Origin of the sequence: Providencia sp., assembly GCF_052096715.1 — a bacterium.
In the GTDB taxonomy this organism is placed as follows: Bacteria; Pseudomonadota; Gammaproteobacteria; order Enterobacterales; family Enterobacteriaceae; genus Providencia.
In genome coordinates this window covers 46,108-60,641 of the sequence record NZ_JBQDNB010000020.1, presented here as the reverse complement: position 1 = coordinate 60,641, position 14,534 = coordinate 46,108, and the positions used below count along the sequence as shown (strand labels likewise).

The following is a 14,534-nucleotide window of genomic DNA, read 5'->3' as shown; positions in this document are numbered from 1 at the left end:
GTGTTTAAAGTGCCGTTTTAGCTTTGCGAACTATCTATTTTTTTCAGTGAAATTGATTAAAACACCCGCAACAATCAAACAGACACCCACAAGTTGTAATAGTAAATTATGGTTCTGCGCACTATTAAAAATATCAATGAGTAAGCTTGAAATCATTTGGCCACAAATAGCTAGAACAGAGGTCAACATAACGCCTAATAGTGGCAATACATAACTATTAATGACGACAAAAAATGCGCCAATAATGCCACCAACAAAAGTAATTAGTGGAATTTCAGTTAAGTTAATAGATTGGTAATCTTTGAATACTATTATAAAAAAGGTTAGAAATATAAAACCGATCACATGATTAATTAAAGCACTATAGAATGGGTTATATTGATAAGCTAGTTTTCCATTTAGCGTGCGACTAGCTACAATACAAATACCATTGAATAGTGCAATAAAAATATAAATAGTCATTTAATTACCTGCTAACAATTAATAAAACACTACCGCTAAGTAGCAGAATGCACATTAAAAAATCTTTAAATTTAATTTTTCTTTTTTTCAGGCCAAACCATCCAAATGCATCTATTAATAAACTAAAAAGTATTTGTCCGGTTATCATCAAAATAATACTTCCAGATAATGATAAAGTGCTATTAACTGTAATTGCAGCTAAAAGAACCGTGAATGCTCCAGGTATTCCTCCGAGATAATAAATTATTTTAATAGTTCTATGTTCTGAGTGAATGACTTTCTTTTTGCTCAGATACAAAAAATATATAATTAAGGAAACAAGAGAGCCAATTGCATGGGTTATCCAAGAGGCGGTTAGGGGGGTAGTAAAATGAGCTAGGTAGCTATTGCTCATAATCATTAATGAGAGAAGTACTCCCGAAATGAATGCATATAATGATAAAATATACTTGTTATTCATATTGATATATTTTTTTAAGTTGTATTTTTGTATGGATAAGATATGCTTTTTTATTTTAGCTGACAAGAAAACATACTGTTTACTTATAGTTGACAATGGGTGATTGCATGATTGATATGAATGTTTTTCCTATTTTAATTGCTGTGGCAGATAACTTAAATATAACTAAGGCCGCAGAATCATTAAATCTCACTAAATCTGCGGTAAGTAAGGCTTTACAAGGTGTTGAAGATAAATTAGGCGTTAAGTTATTTTACCGAACGACACGTAGTATCAGTCTTACTCAGGTTGGTATCATTTATATTGACTATATTCGGCAATCTCATCAATTGGCTATTACAGCTGATGATATGATTTCGCAATATAGTGAAAAGGCTTCAGGTATACTTCGGATATGTGCACCAATGTCATTTGGTACATTACATTTATCTAAATTGATGCCATTATTTATGCGTAAATATCCTAATTTAGAGATTGAATTATTCTTAGATGATAAGGTGACTGACTTAATTAGTGGTGGATATGATATCGCTTTGCGTATCGGTGAGTTATCTGACTCGTTATTGGTAGCGAGAAGATTATCTCCCTGTAAGAGCCAACTTTATGCATCTAAAGAATATCTGGCAAGAAATGGAATACCGAAAAAAGTTTCAGATTTAAAAAATCACAATTGCTTAGCATATTCATTTTATCAAGCGGGGCAGGAATGGATTTTTTACTATAAAGGACAAAAATTTAGCCATATTCCTAAAGGTAGTTTTCGTGTTAATAATAGCCAAGCTTTAGTAAAAATGGTGGAGGAGGGGATAGGGATTGCTTTATTGCCAAATTTTATCACTTTAGCCGATGAAACTAATAATCATTTAGTACCAATACTCGTTGATCATGAGCTACCTGATCATAGCATTTATGTCGTTTATCCAGAAAAAAAATACTTACCAAGAAAAGTTGCAGTATTGATTGAGTTTTTGCAGGATCAACTTGGAGCACAAAGTGAGTATCAAAATAGAGTGGAGAAGGGCTTAGTAGACAATAATGAGGTAAAGCTGAAAATACACAGTTAAATGACAATGGAAAAAGAGCTCTCCATTTTTTATTTTACTTTATTGAGTTAGCTTTAATAAGCTGCTATTTTTAGCTGACTTTATTATTTTATCCTTAATTCATATTATTATGATGTCACTATGGCTGATATTGGCATGCAGCTTGTTAATATACTCTTCAAAGAAAATTGATGTCATTAAATTAAAAAAAGTGATTAACATTGGGGGTGGGATACTGCTAATGGTGATGACTCTCTATTCATTCTTGGTTGCTGAGTAGGAAATAGAATTACTCTTAAGTTCTATCTCATCAAGAGGTTTTTTCAAACAAATTGGTTTAGTGCTTGATCTTATGGCCTCTTTAGTTTTTAAGATACGAACAGATCAGTAACATCAATTCTTGCTTGATTTCGGAAGATTTAAGTTCCCCATGGCGTGCAGCATTGTGCATTACGCCTTCTATTGTCGAAGCGAGGATCTTACTGACCACTTTATTGCGAGGAGAATCCTCTCCGAGTATTTGAGTAGTGAAATTAAGGTAATGATTCGCATAAAGAAGCTCAAAGTTCTGGTGAACATTTCGCTCTGATAGCGGAACTTCTTCCAATAGAATGCGATGTAAATTTGGGTTAATTAAATGAACTGCCACAATCCCATCAATTAATCCTTCAACTCTATCAGTCAATTGCAACTCATTTGTCACGTTAGGTTTTTGCCTGTTACACGCATCAAGCACCTGTAGAATATCCTCAAGATGTTGCTGACGTATGGCTTCCGCCAGTGCAAGTTTATTAGGGTAGTATTGATAAAGCGATCCAATGCTCACACCTGCAATACTTGCAACTTGATTCGTAGTAAATTTGGACCAACCAGTTTCAGCTAAGACGCGAGTTGCAGATTCAAGGATCACACTTACCATCATCCGTGAACGGTTCTGACTTGGTGCTCTACGCATTACAATGGGAGATTCTGGAACGCGAGTTTTCAAATTGTCTTCTCCAATAGATAATATGAGTATTAACTCACATTATTAAAGGAAAGCAAATTGTTATTTGAAAAGCGAAAAAATAGAGAGATATGCCTTAGCAAAAGATCGACGGGCATGCCTCAGCCCGATAATTTTCAAATAGTGGAAACACCTTTATGTACTAATGCAAACAGTGATGTATTGATCCGCAACCGCTGGTTTCGTGTCTCTATTTCTACTCGTCTGATGATGAGTGAAGAAGCTGAGACTGTGGAAGGCATTCCTTTTCCACCTATCGCAATAGGAGATACTCTGGCAGATGCAGCCATAGGGCAAGTCATTAGTGCACCAACGAATAGTTATCTAAAACCCGGAGATTACGTATTTCATCCCTACGGTTGGCGTGAGTTCGCCATGGTTAAACAAGAAAATTGTATATTTTTAGGTACTCACATTCATCATCCAGCCGCTTATCTAGGTCATGGCTGGACAGCTTATGCCGCTCTTTCTAAAGGTATTCAAGTCCACTCAGGTGATGTCATTTTTATATCGAGTGGGGCTGGAGCAATTGGCTCAATGGCAGCCCAGATTGCTCGTAAAATGGGAGCCAAATATATTATCGGTAGTACTGGTTCTCTGAATAAGGTTGAATGGATGAAACAAACTCTCAAATATGACCAAGTGATTATTCGAGGGGAAGGCACTATCAGTGAACAGTTACACAGATACGCTCCGGATGGCATTGATATATTTGTGGATATTGTCGGTGGTGAACAATTAGCTGCGGCGGTTTCACATACTAGAGAGGGCGCACGTTTGGTATTGCTTGGTGCACTTTCAGCTGAACTGGCAGATAAGGAATCAACTAAGTTTGCGCCAGTTGAAATCGATTCTTTTTCGCTGATTGTTAAAGGCGTAACTATGCGTGGTTATAGTGCTGATAATAATCCAGAAATGTTTTCGGAATGGATAGCTCGCCTTGATGAACCCGAATGGGCAGAAATCACATTCTCATCAACGTTATTTAAAGGTTTAGAATCAGCACCTCTTGCTTTACAAGCAGCCTGTTCAGGCAAAGCTCGCGGTGTAGTGATTGTAGAAATTTAAACAGGTAAATTATTAGATTATTCAGTGACTGATTTCAACAATTTTGTTCATTATCAGTCAGGGTCAGTCACGTGAATATCAATAAGCTCAATTGGTTATGTAAGTTAACTTGATTGACTCATTTGGGAAGAGAAGGCAAATAAGTTGTACTTATCTACATACTCATTTAGTGGTGGGGTTTTTCAGTGAGACAATAAGCAGCATAAATCCAAGTTAACTCTATGAATTTTATGCTGCTTAATAATGATTTGATACTTTATGAAACAGTATGAGCTTAAACTGTAGGCTTACACGTTAAACAAGAAGTTCAATACATCGCCATCTTGAACGATATATTCTTTACCTTCGGCACGCATTTTGCCGGCTTCTTTAGCGCCTTGTTCACCACGATATTTAATAAAATCATTAAATGCGATAGTCTGTGCGCGGATAAAACCTTTTTCAAAATCGGTATGAATTTTACCTGCTGCTTGTGGTGCAGTAGCACCGACAGGGATAGTCCAAGCTCGAACTTCTTTTACACCCGCTGTAAAGTAAGTTTGTAGTTCCAGTAGCTCATACCCAGCACGAATTACACGGTTAAGACCAGGTTCTTCAATACCTAAGTCAGCCATAAATTCTTCACGATCTGCATCTTCAAGTTCTGCAATATCAGATTCGATTGCTGCACAGACAGGAACAACTACAGAACCTTCTGATTCAGCAATTTTATAAACCACATCTAAATATGGGTTGTTTTCAAAACCATCTTCATTGACGTTGGCAATGTACATTGTCGGTTTTAAGGTTAAGAAGCTTAAGTAACGGATAGCGGCTTTGTCTTCCGCAGATAAATTTAAGCTGCGTAACATGCCTGCTTGTTCAAGGTGAGGCAGACATTTTTCTAATGCTTCTAATTCTGCTTTAGCGTCTTTATCGCCACCTTTTGCACGTTTCTGTACGCGGTGAATTGCTCGCTCACAAGCATCTAGGTCAGATAATGCAAGTTCTGTATTGATGATTTCAATATCAGATGCAGGGTCGACTTTGCCTGAAACGTGAATGATATTGTCATTTTCAAAGCAGCGAACTACGTGGCCAATAGCTTCGGTTTCACGGATATTCGTTAAAAACTGATTTCCGAGGCCTTCACCTTTGGATGCACCCTTAACCAAACCTGCGATATCAACAAACTCCATCGTGGTTGGCAAAATACGTTGTGGTTTTACGATTTCGGCTAATTGATCAAGACGTGCGTCTGGCATTGGCACAACACCCGTATTGGGTTCAATCGTACAAAAAGGAAAGTTGGCCGCTTCGATACCGGCTTTGGTCAATGCATTAAAAAGTGTGGATTTACCCACGTTAGGCAGACCAACGATACCGCATTTAAAACCCATATGTCTCGATCCTTAATAGCAAGGGGCAGACTTGTGCTGCACCTGATGTTAGAAAATTGCCGCTGATTATACACAAAAAGTAGACTTTGATGAAATGAAGTCTTAGAGGTGGTTGGCCTTATAAACTTATTTTTATTGTAACAATAATCAAAGTAGCAATTAATTTTGTATGATTAGTTTTATTCTTATGATGTTGCTTTAAAACTATGTAGTCGGTTAATTGCTTTATTCATACCTTCAGTTAAAAGGATTTCAGTGCAGCTTAATGCTTCATCAATAGCTTCATCAATTAGTTTTTGTTCGGACATGGGCGGTTTTCCTAAAACAAAGCCGACAACTTTACTTTTATCGCCAGGATGACCAATGCCAATACGTAACCGATAAAAATTAGGATTATTAGCAAATTTGCTTTGAATATCTTTTAAACCGTTATGTCCACCATTACTGCCACCCAGCTTCATTTTTGCCACGCCGGGAGGAAAGTCGAGTTCGTCATGAGCGACTAAAATTTCATCAAGTTCGATACGATAAAAATTTGCAATTGCAGCAACGGCTTTACCACTTAAATTCATAAATGTTGTTGGCACTAAAAGGCGAACATCATTGCCACCAATATTAATACGTGCAGTATAACCAAAAAATTTTGGCTCTTCCTTTAACGGTTGATTATGACGATCGGCTAGTAAATCAACATACCATGCTCCTGCGTTATGTCGAGTTTGCGCATATTCAGCGCCTGGATTAGCAAGACCAACAATTAATTTTATTTTGCTCACGGATTCGATTTCACAGTCAGTTTATAGAAATAATGCCCTAGTTTACCCTGTGAGAGAAAGGATGTAAAAAATGCTACTCATAAAGTAACCATGATTATTATCATCATCTGAATTATTCGCTATTAGTATTGCTTTGAGAAAGGCACATTATGTGCAGATTTATCGGTAAAATTCTGTACATGTGATGTCTATCGCAAATAATTTTACTTAGCGCACTATAATACTTACATAAATATAAAGTTTTACCGAATTTTTTTACACTTGCTGACTTATCAGGTTACTGATAGTGGAGGTAGTATGAAACGTAAATTTGCTCATGTGGTTGGTAATGTTTTAATGGGAATAGGGTTAATCATGATGATTGGTAGCATCGGAATTAATCTATTCTCTCACGTTGTCAATTTCGGATTGTCAGAATTAGTTACTAACGGCTCACTCTTCGGCATATTTATTGGGGCATTAGTTTGGTTAGTAGGTGCAAGAGTTGGCGGTAGAGAAAAAGTTGCAGACCGTTACTGGCTGCTAAAACATCACTATCGTAATGACAATCATCGTTATCCATAATATTAACGGCATAGCAATAATTATAGAGTATTAATTGCATAATTTTGACAATTATCGAGTAGTTAATACATTGCAGTTATTAATAATATGAATAATAAGAGTGATGTTCTTTATATAGGGAACTCGCTCTTATGTCTTTTATCATGCCTATTAGTATTAAATTATTATCAAAGCTTAACATCCATTCAAATTAGTTACTCATTCGTTACCCAAATCAATTATTCAAATTAACCACAGATAATATATATCTATTTGTTTATCATGATATTTTATTATCATGATGCCATTAATAAGTTTGAATATTAAGAAATCCTGAAGAACTCTTATGAGGAGTGTATTTATGAATGAGGTAATCGAATTATGGTTTAAGTGAGATGAATAAAAAAATAAAGCCCCTACAGTTGGATGTCAACTGTAGGGGCGCTACTTCTTTCGTGACCTATCGCTTTGTTTAGCTTAAATAAAAAAACGGGATATTAATACCCCCGTTTTCAGGTATTAGTGCTCGAACATTGCTGATATAGACTCTTCATTACTGATACGACGGATTGCTTCAGCTAACATACCTGACAGGGTCAAGGTGCGAACATTAGGCAATGCTTTGATTTCAGGAGAAAGAGGTATGGTGTCACAAACAATAACTTCATCAATAACTGAATTTTTGATGTTGTGTACAGCATTACCTGAAAAAATTGGGTGAGTTGCATAGGCAAATACGCGTTTAGCACCACGTTCTTTCAGCGCTTCAGCAGCTTTACATAGCGTGCCACCTGTATCTATCATATCGTCAACTAGAATACAGTCGCGACCTGAAACGTCACCAATAATATGCATTACTTGAGAAACGTTTGCGCGTGGGCGGCGTTTATCAATGATAGCCATATCAGTGTCATTTAGCAGTTTAGCAATTGCTCTAGCACGAACGACGCCGCCGATGTCTGGAGATACAACGATTGGGTTTTCCAAGTTCTTCTGTAGCATATCTTCCAGAAGAATAGGGCTACCAAATACGTTATCAACAGGAACATCAAAGAAGCCCTGGATCTGTTCTGCATGTAAGTCAACGGTAAGAACACGGTCAACCCCAACACTGGACAGAAAATCTGCAACAACTTTAGCGGTGATTGGTACACGGGCAGAACGTACGCGACGATCCTGTCTTGCATAACCGAAGTAAGGAATAACAGCGGTAATACGACCAGCAGATGCACGGCGCAGGGCATCGACCATAACAACCAGTTCCATCAGGTTATCATTGGTTGGTGCACAGGTTGACTGGATGATAAAAATATCACCACCGCGAACATTTTCATTAATTTGAACACTGACTTCGCCGTCGCTAAAACGACCAACAGCCGCGTCTCCAAGATTAGTGTAAAGGCGGTTAGCAACACGTTGTGCTAGTTCCGGTATAGCGTTACCAGCAAAAAGCTTCATATCGGGCACGAGAAAAACCTCAGGCTTGCGTCCAGAGAGATATTGTTGACCAATAACATTGATTGATGATATCAGTGATTATTGGTGCAATACACGGGTTATCCCAGCGCGGAATCTGTGCAGCGGTGATTCATTTGCCCCTTGGGCTATAAATCCCTGCACCCACGATGGGGCTTTATTTAACACCTTAAGGGCATCAGCTTGTGTTTTAAATTCAGAAAAAACACAAGCGCCTGTTCCTGTTAGGCGAGACGGAGCGTATTGTAACAGCCAAGAAACTAGCTGTTCAACCTCACGAAAACGTTTTCTTGCAATTGGTTCGCAGTCATTAGCGTACGGAGCCAGTAATAATGCGGCTAGAGAGCGTTTTGGAGAATTTCGATTTAATTGCGGATCTGTGAAGATTGTCGGGGTTGAAATTTCAATTCCGGGGTGCGCGACCAAATACCAATTCTCTTTTGGGGACGCAGGGGTTAAAATTTCACCAATTCCTTCGGCAAATGCAGCATGCCCTTTAACAAAAACGGGCACATCAGCGCCAAGCGTTTTACCCAACTCCGCGAGTACCTCATCAGAAACTTGTGTTCCCCAATGTTCATTTAATGCAATTAATGTTGTTGCAGCATTGGAAGAGCCGCCGCCAATCCCTCCACCCATTGGTAAAATCTTATGGATACTGATATCAGCACCAAGAGCTCCCTGATGTTGTAGGGTATTTTTGCAATAAGATTGTAAAAGCTTAGCTGCTTTGACAATTAAATTATTTTCAGGCTCAACGCTTAACATTTCTGTGGTTAGATTTAATTGGTTGTCGGCACGCGTCGTGACAGTAATTTCATCACCATAATCTAAAAACTGAAATAAGGTTTGTAACTCATGATAACCGTCAGGTCGCTGTCCTGTAATATACAAAAAGAGATTTAATTTTGCGGGTGAGGGCCAAGTTAAGGTCATTTTTTCAGTGTCCAGCTATCCATTTTTAATTTGATTATTCTATTACCTTGGCGTAGTTCAAGGTGATTAGGGAGCATTGGCACCGTTTTGTTGTCATAGGAAATATAATCGAGTTGCCATTTTTCACCATTTTGTTCAAACATAACTGTTTTTAATAAATGATTTTCATCTAAAGTAAATTCAGTCGCTCGTCCCGGAGAGCCGGTCAGCCAGGCAGTTAAGTCATCTAATGGAATTTCCATACCTGTTAATTGATAAATGAGCTCACTCGGGACATCACTCATATGTGTTTTACCATCTTTGGTGGTCAAACGTGCCAAATCTGGTTCAACAGTCAGTTCAAGCTCACGGCTGCCAAGTGGATTAGTCAGTAGCAAACGATACTTTTCAGGCGTGTATTGTTGCCAGAAAAATTTTGCATAGGTTTTTGTTTCGCCACCATTGTAAACAAAAGAACCCCGAGTTTGGTAATCACGTAATTGAGCCAGTTCTTGTTGATGGGTTTTCCATTGTGCATCCGAGGCTGAGCCAGTCCCTTTAGTGGTGTTTTGTGACGTTGTCACACATGCGGTTAGCATTAAACACGAAAGCGGTAATAGACGTAAAAATCCTTTAGCAGGGTGGCGAAATGACAAATTTGGGGAAAAGTACATATTATCGAGTCTCAACATAGTATTCCGTGACAACATAATTTTAGGTAACAACTTATTTTTACTGGCGACGGGATGATTTTATCATTTTTCCATTAGCTGGGCGAGGTCGGCAGTGATTACACTATGAGCAAGTACTATGAGTATTAGTTTAGCAGTTTAATGGGACGTTAATCTTGAGTAATTTTTACTATGAATACTCGATATTCTTTACTCAATGATATTAATGCCGTATTTAATGATTCAACATAAAGAAAAAATGCGCCAATATTGCTAATTTATCAATCAGATTGGGTTTATTTGTTCACTTTTATCGTGAAAGCCCATTTGCTTTGTGTGCGAAATAATTGCATTCTATATGCATGTTATTGTTATTGATAATTTTATAAGTTATAAAATATTAACAGAAGAATAGAAAAGAATTGTGCAGAATAGTAAAATTAAATAAAGCTTTAAAATTTATTTAATCAATATTTAATCACCGAGTTTACTTGATATTTTTGCTTCAATTGTAGGTTAATTTTTTGGTGTCGATCATCTTTCTGATGATAGCTAATCTCTACCCGTAGATCGATGTGCGCTAATCATCTACAATACACCAATATAAACAACAGTCGTGCCGTTATTATTTGGCATTACTTATAATGATAAATAATTAGCAATGTGAGCCTGTCGTAAGCACAATGACCTTATTAGCATTAGGCATTAACCACAAAACAGCACCAGTAGCCCTGCGTGAGCGGGTGACTTTCGGTCCTGATAAAATTGACCATGCACTTGGGGAGCTACTTAAGCAGCCTCATGTAAGCGGGGGCGTTGTGTTGTCTACTTGTAATAGAACTGAACTGTATCTAAGTTTAGGAACACAAGAGAAAGCACAAGAGCAATTAATTAATTGGTTGTGTGATTTTCATGATATAACCCCTAAAGATTTGAAACCGAGTCTTTACTGGCATCAAGATGACCAAGCTGTGAGCCACTTAATGCGAGTAGCGAGTGGGCTTGACTCATTAGTGCTCGGTGAGCCTCAGATTTTGGGGCAAGTGAAAAAAGCATTTGCACTTTCACAAGGTAATCATTCATTATCCAGTGAATTAGAGCGTCTTTTTCAAAAGTCATTTTCCGTGGCTAAACGGGTACGTACCGAAACAGATATTGGCGCAAATGCAGTATCAGTTGCGTTTGCAGCTTGTACTCTCGCAAGGCAGATTTTTGAATCATTGAAAAATTTAACTATTTTGCTTGTGGGTGCTGGTGAAACGATTGAATTAGTTGCACGCCATTTGCGAGAGCATGGGGTTCAATGCATGATGATAGCTAATCGAACCCGTGAGCGTGCCGAGTTACTTGCAAATGAAGTGAATGCGCAGGTCATTACGTTATCAGATATTGATAACCGCCTAGCGGAAGCGGATATTGTCATTAGTTCTACTGCGAGTCCATTACCTATTATTGGTAAAGGAATGGTCGAGCGTGCAATGAAAGCGCGTCGTAGTAAGCCTATGTTATTGATTGATATTGCGGTGCCTCGTGATATTGAACAAGATGTTAATAAATTAAGAGATGTTTATCTCTATACTGTTGATGACCTAGAGTCTATTATTCAGCAGAACCTTGCTCAGCGCAAAGCCGCAGCTGTTGAAGCTGAATTTATTGTTGAGCAAGAAAGTAGCCATTTTATGGATTGGTTGCGTTCACAATCGGCGGTATCTACAATTCGCGATTATAGAGAGCAGGCTGAGGCAATTCGGGCTAATATGACCGAAAAAGCGTTGATGGCAATAAGTCAAGGCGCTAATCCTGAGCAAGTGATTATGCAGTTATCGCAGCAATTAACCAACCGACTTATCCACGCTCCAACCAAATCTTTGCAGCAAGCTGCTGGGAATGGTGATATTGAGCGTTTGAATCTTCTTAGGGACAGCTTAGGGCTGGACCATCAATAACCACTTTTTAATCATAGGTCTGATATAACGAATGAAGCCTTCTATTGTCGCAAAACTAGAAGCATTACAAGAACGCTACGAAGAAATTGAAGCGCACCTTGCAGATGCAGGTGTAATTGCCGATCAAGACCGTTTTCGTGCTTTATCAAAAGAATATTCACAGTTATCTGATGTTGCTAAATGCTTCACATCATGGCGCGCTGTGCAGGATGATATTGAAACCGCTGAAATGCTGTTAGATGATCCTGAAATGAAAGAAATGGCTCAAGAAGAGCTAAAAGATGCCAAAGCGCGTAATGAAGAGTTAGAACAGGAATTACAATTACTGTTACTACCGAAAGATCCCGATGATGAATATAACTGCTTCCTGGAGATCCGTGCAGGTGCAGGCGGTGACGAAGCCGCAATATTTGCGGGCGATTTATTCCGTATGTACAGCCGTTTTGCTGAAAATAATCGCTGGAAGGTTGAATTGATGAGCGCCAGTGATGGTGAACATGGCGGTTATAAAGAGGTTATTGCAAAAATTTCAGGTGATAACGTATATGGTCGTTTGAAATTTGAATCAGGCGGGCATCGTGTTCAACGTGTTCCTGAAACTGAGTCACAAGGTCGTATTCATACTTCTGCTTGTACTATCGCCATTTTACCTGAATTACCAGAAGCCGAATTACCTGAGATCAGTCCGACTGATATCCGTATTGATACTTTCCGTTCATCAGGAGCGGGTGGACAGCACGTAAATACCACCGATTCTGCTATTCGTATTACGCATATTCCAACGGGTATCGTGGTCGAGTGTCAAGATGAACGTTCTCAGCATAAAAACAAAGCGAAAGCGATGTCAGTGTTAGGTTCGCGTATTCGTCAAGCAGAAATGGCTAAGCGTCAAGCTGCTGAAGCTTCGGAGCGTCGTAATTTGTTAGGAACAGGCGATCGTTCAGACCGTATCCGTACTTATAATTTTCCACAAGGGCGTGTGACTGACCATCGAATTAATATCACGTTATATCGTTTGGATGAAGTGATGGAAGGTAAATTAGATTCATTGATACAACCTATTATCAACGAATATCAAGCTGACCAACTTTCTGCTTTGTCTGAGCAGGATTAATGCAATTTAGTGAATGGTTAAAGCAGGCAGGCAGTCGGCTGTCTGCTAGCGACAGTGCAAAACGGGATGCTGAAATCCTATTAGAACATTGCACTGGGCGTAGCCGTACCTATATTATTGCCTTTAGTGAGACTGAGCTTAGTGCTGATGAGCAAGCTCAACTTGAGCCACTTTTGCAGCGGCGTGAGCAGGGCGAGCCTATTGCTTACATTATTGGCGAGCGCGAATTTTGGTCTTTGCCTTTGTATGTTTCCCCCGCAACATTAATTCCACGACCTGATACAGAATGTCTTGTAGAACAAGCGTTAGCGCACCTCAATCAAAGCCATTGTCATTTGCTTGATCTTGGGACAGGTACAGGTGCAGTTGCACTTGCTCTAGCGTCAGAACTACCTGATAGCACCGTGATTGGCGTGGATTTTAGTTTGGAAGCGGTCGCTTTAGCGCAAAAAAATCAACAACGTTTGAATATTTCGAATGTTCAATTTATACAAAGTGATTGGTTTACTTCACTATCGATTCAACAATTTGATATGATTGTTAGTAATCCTCCTTATATTGATGAACGTGATAATCACCTCAATGAAGGTGATGTGCGATTTGAACCAACAACTGCGTTGGTAGCAAAAGATAATGGTTTGTCTGATTTAGCACATATTATTGCTAAATCGAAGTATTATCTGAAAAATCAAGGGTGGTTGCTTCTTGAACATGGTTGGCAGCAAGGATTAGCTGTGCGAGAGTTATTTAAACAACATGGGTACACCAATATTGAAACCTGCCTCGATTATGGTGGACGAGATAGAGTCTCACTTGGCCAGTGGCAGCGCTGAGTGAGCGAATGCAGTGGGAAAGAATGAAAACCATAGCAAATATTGAATTTAATAAGTTACCTTTAAGTGAAGGCATCATGATGGTTTCTCAGAACATCTGCCTCGATTTTCCATTTATAAAGGTTCAACATCAACTCGATAGCCTAGTTTCAGCAGCGAAAGTTGCAATAGACTTGCAAGCCGATAATAATTCAAAAATTGAACAACTTATTGCCTTATTTTATGGTGAGTGGTCATTTGGCCCAGCTGAAGGTGTCTATTCATTATCTGACATGTTATGGCTAGATAAAGTCTTGTCCTCGAAACAAGGGACGCCAGTGACGCTTGGTTCAATTTTTCTGTATATTTCTGAGCAATTAGGCATTGATATCGCCCCCGCTATTTTTCCAACGCAATTGCTTTTTGTTGCAGAAAAAAATGATGGTTCTCAGTGGTTTATTAATCCTGTGAATGGTGAAACATTATCATTGCATACACTGAGTATGTGGCTAAAAGGGACCGTTGATCCTTATTCAGAACTCTTCTACGATAAACTTGAAGAAGCTGAAAATAGTGTGATCATTCGAAAAATCTTCGACACGTTAAAAGCGGCTTTAATGGAAGAGAAAAAAATGGAATTAGCGTTAAAAGTGTGTGAAACACTATTAACGCTTGATCCTGAAGACCCTTATGAAATCCGTGATCGTGGACTTATATTGGCACATTTAGATTGTAATCATGTCGCCTTGAGCGACCTGAATTATTTTATTGAACAATGCCCTGAAGATCCGGTATCAGAAATGATTAAGATTCAAATCTATTCATTGGATAACCATCCGGTAGTATTACATTAATTAACGTAG

The 14,534-nt window shown here is 38.6% G+C and carries 15 protein-coding genes; 7 read left to right on the top strand and 8 right to left on the bottom strand.

Annotation, left to right across the window (positions count from 1 at the left end; translation table 11 throughout):
• Positions 1 to 30: 30 nt before the first annotated feature.
• Both ACTH6U_RS14975 and ACTH6U_RS14970 read right to left on the bottom strand, forming a co-directional pair.
• Positions 31 to 462: a DMT family transporter gene (locus ACTH6U_RS14975; RefSeq protein WP_441832527.1), complete on the bottom strand. Its 432-nt coding sequence runs from the start codon at positions 460 to 462 to the stop codon at positions 31 to 33.
• A 4-nt stretch (positions 463 to 466) separates the two neighbouring features.
• Positions 467 to 922 carry a DMT family transporter gene (locus ACTH6U_RS14970; RefSeq protein WP_441832537.1) on the bottom strand — a complete coding sequence of 152 codons (456 nt, stop codon included), beginning with the start codon at positions 920 to 922 and terminating at the stop codon, positions 467 to 469.
• A 107-nt stretch (positions 923 to 1,029) separates the two neighbouring features.
• Between ACTH6U_RS14970 and ACTH6U_RS14965 the strand changes: the two genes are divergently transcribed.
• Positions 1,030 to 1,986, top strand: coding sequence for a LysR family transcriptional regulator (locus ACTH6U_RS14965; RefSeq protein ID WP_294110701.1), 957 nt, complete (start codon positions 1,030 to 1,032; stop codon positions 1,984 to 1,986).
• A gap of 340 nt (positions 1,987 to 2,326) precedes the next feature.
• Here the strand turns inward: ACTH6U_RS14965 and ACTH6U_RS14960 are convergent, their stop codons facing one another.
• On the bottom strand, positions 2,327 to 2,953 hold the full coding sequence (locus tag ACTH6U_RS14960; RefSeq protein ID WP_294349899.1) for a TetR/AcrR family transcriptional regulator: 627 nt from the start codon (positions 2,951 to 2,953) through the stop codon (positions 2,327 to 2,329).
• A 57-nt stretch (positions 2,954 to 3,010) separates the two neighbouring features.
• Between ACTH6U_RS14960 and ACTH6U_RS14955 the strand changes: the two genes are divergently transcribed.
• A complete protein-coding gene (locus ACTH6U_RS14955; RefSeq protein WP_441832526.1) occupies positions 3,011 to 4,039 on the top strand; it encodes an MDR family NADP-dependent oxidoreductase in 1,029 nt (342 codons plus the stop codon).
• A 287-nt stretch (positions 4,040 to 4,326) separates the two neighbouring features.
• On the opposite strand, the gene ychF is transcribed toward ACTH6U_RS14955, so the two are convergent.
• Together ychF and pth are read right to left on the bottom strand one after the other, a co-directional pair.
• Positions 4,327 to 5,418: a redox-regulated ATPase YchF gene (gene ychF / locus ACTH6U_RS14950; protein WP_441832525.1), complete on the bottom strand. Its 1,092-nt coding sequence runs from the start codon at positions 5,416 to 5,418 to the stop codon at positions 4,327 to 4,329.
• A gap of 185 nt (positions 5,419 to 5,603) precedes the next feature.
• Entirely contained in the window at positions 5,604 to 6,194 is a 591-nt protein-coding gene (gene pth / locus ACTH6U_RS14945; RefSeq protein WP_294103351.1) for an aminoacyl-tRNA hydrolase, read from the bottom strand.
• Between the two features lie 297 nt (positions 6,195 to 6,491).
• Here pth and ychH point away from each other — a divergent pair, with 297 nt between their 5' ends.
• Entirely contained in the window at positions 6,492 to 6,758 is a 267-nt protein-coding gene (ychH, locus tag ACTH6U_RS14940) for a stress-induced protein YchH (protein WP_294103353.1), read from the top strand.
• Between the two features lie 498 nt (positions 6,759 to 7,256).
• On the opposite strand, the gene prs is transcribed toward ychH, so the two are convergent.
• The 3 genes from prs to lolB form a co-directional block, all read right to left on the bottom strand.
• On the bottom strand, positions 7,257 to 8,204 hold the full coding sequence (gene prs, locus ACTH6U_RS14935) for a ribose-phosphate diphosphokinase (RefSeq protein ID WP_294103355.1): 948 nt from the start codon (positions 8,202 to 8,204) through the stop codon (positions 7,257 to 7,259).
• Between the two features lie 69 nt (positions 8,205 to 8,273).
• Positions 8,274 to 9,149 (bottom strand): 4-(cytidine 5'-diphospho)-2-C-methyl-D-erythritol kinase, encoded by an 876-nt coding sequence (gene ispE / locus ACTH6U_RS14930; RefSeq protein WP_441832524.1) that lies wholly within the window; start codon positions 9,147 to 9,149, stop codon positions 8,274 to 8,276.
• Positions 9,146 to 9,802: a lipoprotein insertase outer membrane protein LolB gene (gene lolB, locus ACTH6U_RS14925; protein WP_336429183.1), complete on the bottom strand. Its 657-nt coding sequence runs from the start codon at positions 9,800 to 9,802 to the stop codon at positions 9,146 to 9,148. Before lolB ends, ispE begins: the two co-directional genes overlap by 4 nt.
• Before the next feature lie 680 nt (positions 9,803 to 10,482).
• Here lolB and hemA point away from each other — a divergent pair.
• From hemA to sirB1, 4 genes are read left to right on the top strand one after another with little or no spacing between them, the layout of a single operon-like run.
• On the top strand, positions 10,483 to 11,745 hold the full coding sequence (gene hemA, locus ACTH6U_RS14920) for a glutamyl-tRNA reductase (RefSeq protein ID WP_434718855.1): 1,263 nt from the start codon (positions 10,483 to 10,485) through the stop codon (positions 11,743 to 11,745).
• Positions 11,746 to 11,776: 31 nt separating this feature from the next.
• Positions 11,777 to 12,859, top strand: a complete 1,083-nt coding sequence (gene prfA, locus ACTH6U_RS14915) for a peptide chain release factor 1 (protein ID WP_294103361.1) — start codon at positions 11,777 to 11,779, stop codon at positions 12,857 to 12,859.
• Positions 12,859 to 13,692, top strand: coding sequence for a peptide chain release factor N(5)-glutamine methyltransferase (gene prmC / locus ACTH6U_RS14910; protein WP_434718856.1), 834 nt, complete (start codon positions 12,859 to 12,861; stop codon positions 13,690 to 13,692). Before prfA ends, prmC begins: the two co-directional genes overlap by 1 nt.
• Before the next feature lie 23 nt (positions 13,693 to 13,715).
• Positions 13,716 to 14,525 carry an invasion regulator SirB1 gene (gene sirB1 / locus ACTH6U_RS14905; protein WP_294103365.1) on the top strand — a complete coding sequence of 270 codons (810 nt, stop codon included), beginning with the start codon at positions 13,716 to 13,718 and terminating at the stop codon, positions 14,523 to 14,525.
• Positions 14,526 to 14,534 lie beyond the last annotated feature (9 nt).